Below are 4,857 nucleotides of genomic sequence, written 5' to 3'. Positions count from 1 at the left end.
CTTCAGTACCGGCCCGACACCCTCGACGGCTTCATAGCCGGCACCGGCCTGACTCTCGACACCCCAACGTCACCCTGACGAGCCGAAGTCAGTAAACGCCAAGCTGACTCCATCGACGCCTACCCTCGCCGTTTCGGCTGGGCTGAGGCGGCTGCGTTGATCATCAACTGTTGGGTGGTCGAGGCGATTCTGTTGCCTGGGCATGGTGCAGTCCCGGCGCAATGGTCGGGTTCTCCGAGTCCTTCGGATCGTGGGCGGGCGGGGGCCGCAGGTCAGTCAACCGGTCGGGGCAGTGCGGCAAGGAGGTGGAATGCCGTGGCCAGTTCGTGTCTCCAGGGCCAGGTCGCCGAAATCCGCAGGCGGAGGCGGCGTCCACCCCGGGTGAGGCGGGCGGCAACGTGTAGCAGCCGGTAGCGAAGTTTCTTGGGTTCGGCGGCGGCGAGTTCGCCATCCAGCAGGAGGACGCGGGCCCAGGCGAGGAGATCGATCGCCGTGAGGCTGAGTTCGAGCCAGGTGGCGTTGACGTCGAATTGGCGGGAGGGGAAGCGGCCGAAGCCAGTGTTCTTGCCGCACCGGACGTGGTCCTCGACGGTGGCGTGTCCGCGGTGGTGGACTTCAAGGAACTGTGCGGAGCCGCCGCCTGAGTAAGGGGTATCGGTAAGGAATACCTGGTGCCGCAGGCCCTCGTCGTGGTCGAACAGGGACAGTTGGGCGCCGGGGTGCGGTCGTTCGCGCCGCACGGTGATGCGGGTGCCGACCGGGTAACCGGCGAGGTCGACCATGCCGGTCAGTTCGGCGACCTCGGTGCCGTCTCGTAGTGTCCCGTTCTGGTCCAGGGTGGGATGCCAGAGAGCTTCGGGCAATGAGCGGATTGCACGACGGACTGGCTCGGTGATGGCGTATCCGACCGAGAACCGCAGGTTCAACCCGTGCTCGCGCAAGGTCCGGATGTGAGTGAGGAAGGCTTTCGCGGATCCGGCGCTGTCGGCGCGGACCAGGATCTGGGTGCCGTAACGGTGAGCGTCGGGGATCTGTGCGAGGGCGTCGTCCAGCACCGCGATGTGATCGGCAGCGGTGTTGGATCCGGAGTTGCCGGGCCGCAGCCGGCCGGACATGGCCTCGCCGGTGTTCGCGAGGAAACACAGCAGCGGATGAAAACCGAAGCCGCCTTTGTAAGTGGGCGCGGCCTGTTCCTTTTCCGAGTGGGAGGTGATCAGCGTGGCGTCGAGATCCAGGACCAGGCCGGGAAGTTCTCGTCCGCCGTCCTGGACGGCGGGTATGCCCTGGCCGGTCTCGGCGGCCTCCATCCAGGCGACTTCCCGGGCTGAGGCGCGGGCCGCTCGCAGCGAAGCGAGTACTGCCCCGTCGGTACCGGCGAGCAACCGCCAGGCGGTAGGTGTGGAAGCGACCGGTCCGAATACCTCGCCCTGGTCCCGCAGCACGGCCAGATCCGCTATCGCCTCGCCGCCGTCGGCGAGCATCACCGCGAGATCGGTGGCGGTCCGACCTGGATCGTGCCCGGTGCCACGCGGTCGCAACGGCCTGAGCGCAGTGGAGTAGGTGGTGGTCAGACCGGTGGCATCGGCGAGATCTGCCAGCAGACGTGCGCCCGCGTGCCCGACGACCCCCGAACCGTCAGTGGAGACGTGGAGCTTGGGACGAGAACCGATACCCTGCACGCAGAAAGTGCCTTCCGCTTGGACCGACAGAACCCCTCGACAAGGTTCATCGTCCCGGCTCAGAAGGCACATTCGTAATTCCTCCCCGCTTCCGGCCTCATCTCAACCGAAGCGGCGAGGTCAGTCGCCGAGGACCCGCTCCCACAGCAGCCCGTCCCGCCAGCTCCCGTCGAGAAAGATCGAGGAGTGCGCGACGCCGTACGGGCTGAACCCGTTGCGGCGCAGTACCCGCTGCGACGGCAGATTTTCCAGATTGGTGGATGCCTCGGCGCGGTGCAGCCCGAGTTCGTCCGTCATCACCCGGAGTACAAGCCCGACGGCGTGCCCGGCGTGCCCTTGATTCTGGGCGATGCTGGCGATCCAGTATCCGACGGAGCCGCGGCGCAGGTGCGGCTGCGGCAGGATGCCTCCGACGGTGATCTGCCCGATCACTTGGTCGTCGGCGAGCACCACACCCGGCCAGACCGTGCCGGCCCGGTATCCGGCCAGCAGGCTGTCGATCCGCTCCGCCTGGCCCTCCGGGGTGAAGAAGTCGGCCGGCTGCGCCGGTTCCCACGGCCGGAAAGCCTCGAAGTCCCGCACCCGATGCGAGGCAATCGGGGCGGCGTCGATGGGCTCTATCAGGCGGATTCTGGTGCTGCTGCGCATGGGCTGATCCTCGTCGCGGTGCGTCGATGAGACGGCCAGCCTATGCGAGGGCGCCCGCGCCGCCGCACCCTACGCCCGTCGGAGGATCAAGTCGTTCGCGCAGCTTGTGCTCTCTATACCCTGCACGCAGAAAGCGCCTTCCGCTTGGACCGACAGAACCCCTCGACAAGGTTCATTGTCCCAGCTCAGAAGGCACATTCGTATTTCCTTCCCGCTTCCGGCCTCATCTCAACCGAAACAGCGAGGCTAATGAGCGGCACCGCCCCGGGTGCTCCAGGAGCAGGCACCACACCTGTCACACCAACCACGAAATTACGTACCCGTGCACTCTGCCGTCGCAGCAGGGGTAGTACGTCCACCACCTGATGAAAGGGAGACCATGAGCTCTTGGATGATGCGGGCCCGTGTGCGGGTCGTGGCGGACGTAGCGGCCAGCAACCCGTACACCCGCCCTCGGGTCTACCGGGCCGGTGACGAACTGGAGATGCTCCTGCGAGGTATCCCAGGCGAGCCGATGGCCTCCGCACAGTGGTGGTCCAGCGCGGACGTGAACGGCGCGTACATCCTCCCCTTCGAAGCGGTGGCTGTTCTGGAACCCCTCGGCCCGACCTGGGTCAAATGCGGCTGGTGCGAAGCAGGTGGGCGGATCGAGCGGGATGATGACGGGCTGGCCTACGTGGACGTGGGAAGCCGGATTGCCCAGCGGCGGCGGGCCGCCAAGGTCGCGACACGGGAGGACCGAGCCTGACCCGATTGTCGGTCCCGGCCAGTACGGTTGAAACCGTCCGATTCGCGCTTCATGGCTGCGGCGCTACATGGATGCCCCACCCGCACATCTCCCCAGGCGGGGCCTCACCTCTTGCCTGTTCAACCCCTGCCAGAAACAGGGGCTTTGGCGGTTCAATGGCTCCACAGGTCATGAAATGCCACGGGGGGCGCTGTGCTGGCGGAAGAGTTCGGGTACCAGGTCACGTCACGGCCCTCTGCTGAAATTTGTCCCCGTGCCGGGGCCGCTTCCGGCGCAGGCCGTTGGCGTAGACCTGCCCGAACTTCGCGCACCACCGCCGGAAGGTCTCGTGGGAGACGATCACGCCGCGCTCGAACATCAGCTCCTCAACCTCGCGGAAGCTGAGCGGGAGGCGGATGTACAGCCACACGCAGTGGGAGATGACCCCCACCGGGTACCGGTGCCCCTTGTACGACGGCGGCGCGGACGACACGAGCGGACTCCAGCCCTTCATGAGCCGGCTGACAGGGCTCGACGTTCAACTCGTGGGCCACCTCTTTTCCGGTCAGTGCCAGCACATAGGACAGGCCCCGTTCCTCCAGCCCATGACGGAAGGGGGTGCTGACGCCGTAACCCGCGTCGGCGACCACGACCGGGGCGGTCGGTTCCCACCCGGACACGTTGTCCAGCAGACTGAGCGCAAGGCGCCATTTCTCCTGGTAGCCGGTACCGTCCGGGATGCCGGCCCGGCGGCTACGGCCCGGCTCGTCCGTCCACTCCCGGGGCAGGTACAACTGCCAGTCCAGCGGACACGACGCAGTGTCGGTCGCAGCGTGGACGCTGACCTCGACCTGACAGTTCGCCCGTTTCCCGAGCGCTCCGCAGTACTGGCGGGCCACCCCGGCCGACGCCCGGCCGCACTTGGGAAACGACACATCGTCGATCACCCACACCTGTGGCGTGATCACCTCGGACAGTCTCCGGGCGATCCGCCGCCGCACCGGCAACGGATCCCACGGCGACTGGTTTACGAACTGCTGCAGAGCCTGCATGTTCCCGTCCGGCGAGCCGCTCGGCCATCGGCTGGATCGACTTACGCCGACCGTCCAGCATCAGACCCCGCAGATAACACGCACCCCACCGTCGCTGATCCCGCCGCGGAAGAGACCCGAACACATCACCCACGAACTCCGCCAACTCGCCCCGGAGCCGCTCGACATCCCCCAGTTTCACACCCTGATGATGCCCACCACCAGGCGAGATCACTCAAGGTAACGAAGCACTACTAGCTAGGTCACCCGGCTGCCCGCGGGGAGGGAACCCGGCTGCAGGGCTGCACAGCGCTGAGAGTGGCCGGAGCTGATGGGTGTTACCGTGAGCAATATGTCGGCCCACCACGTGATCTGTGATTCCGGCCGTGCGGTGCGCACGGTCCGGTTCGGTGTGGCCACCTTCCGAGGCGGTTCCAAAGCCGCAGACCGACGCCCCACGGGTTTGATCTGGATCCAGAGGGCTGCCGCAGAGGCTGCGTCTCTCTGACGCCTGCGGCTGAGGGTTTCCTCGCCGGATAGGCCACCAACGCCGCGTCGATAGCGCGCTGCCAGTGGCAACCTCTGCTCCGCCCCTTCACGTGCCCGGGCACCAGCCTCGTCACTCTGTAGCCGCCGCCTCGCGCCGCAACCCCCTTATTTCCCTGGACCATCTCTCCGCCGTCCGACCCGCCCTGGAGTTTTACCGTGATCACCGCTTCCGGCATCGAGCTGCGTGCCGGCGCCCGCATCCTCATCGAGTCCGCCTCCTTCC

Annotated in this window: 3 protein-coding genes and 2 pseudogenes; 1 reads left to right on the top strand and 4 read right to left on the bottom strand. The window is 66.8% G+C overall.

Annotated features, from left to right (window positions below; all coding sequences use genetic code 11):
• Positions 1-272: 272 nt before the first annotated feature.
• Both ACFYY7_RS45175 and ACFYY7_RS45170 read right to left on the bottom strand, forming a co-directional pair.
• A complete protein-coding gene (locus tag ACFYY7_RS45175; protein ID WP_388672191.1) occupies positions 273-1,751 on the bottom strand; it encodes an IS1380 family transposase in 1,479 nt (492 codons plus the stop codon).
• A 48-nt stretch (positions 1,752-1,799) separates the two neighbouring features.
• The gene (locus ACFYY7_RS45170; protein WP_388672188.1) at positions 1,800-2,327 is read right to left on the bottom strand and encodes a GNAT family N-acetyltransferase; all 528 of its coding nucleotides are present in this window, start codon (positions 2,325-2,327) and stop codon (positions 1,800-1,802) included.
• Between the two features lie 379 nt (positions 2,328-2,706).
• On the opposite strand from ACFYY7_RS45170, the gene ACFYY7_RS45165 reads away from it, so the two are divergent.
• Positions 2,707-3,075: a hypothetical protein gene (locus tag ACFYY7_RS45165; protein ID WP_266726648.1), complete on the top strand. Its 369-nt coding sequence runs from the start codon at positions 2,707-2,709 to the stop codon at positions 3,073-3,075.
• Between the two features lie 247 nt (positions 3,076-3,322).
• Here the strand turns inward: ACFYY7_RS45165 and ACFYY7_RS45160 are convergent.
• Together ACFYY7_RS45160 and ACFYY7_RS45155 are read right to left on the bottom strand one after the other, a co-directional pair.
• Positions 3,323-3,547 (bottom strand): annotated as a pseudogene (locus ACFYY7_RS45160) (IS6 family transposase); the annotation flags it as partial.
• Positions 3,441-4,230: pseudogene (locus ACFYY7_RS45155) on the bottom strand (IS701 family transposase). The pseudogenes ACFYY7_RS45160 and ACFYY7_RS45155, both read right to left, overlap by 107 nt.
• Positions 4,231-4,857: the final 627 nt, after the last annotated feature.

The organism is Streptomyces sp. NPDC001933 (assembly GCF_042890955.1).
Taxonomy (GTDB): Bacteria; Actinomycetota; Actinomycetes; order Streptomycetales; family Streptomycetaceae; genus Streptomyces.
Note: the sequence above shows the minus strand (reverse complement) of the source record. Positions and strands in the feature narration are given on the sequence as shown.

Excerpts from the sequence above, each read along its gene's own strand:
- ACFYY7_RS45165 (WP_266726648.1), top strand. The coding sequence starts at position 2,707 with ATGAGCTCTTGGATGATGCGGGCCCGTGTGCGGGTCGTGGCGGACGTA.
- ACFYY7_RS45170 (WP_388672188.1), bottom strand. The coding sequence starts at position 2,327 with ATGCGCAGCAGCACCAGAATCCGCCTGATAGAGCCCATCGACGCCGCC.
- ACFYY7_RS45175 (WP_388672191.1), bottom strand. The coding sequence starts at position 1,751 with ATGTGCCTTCTGAGCCGGGACGATGAACCTTGTCGAGGGGTTCTGTCG.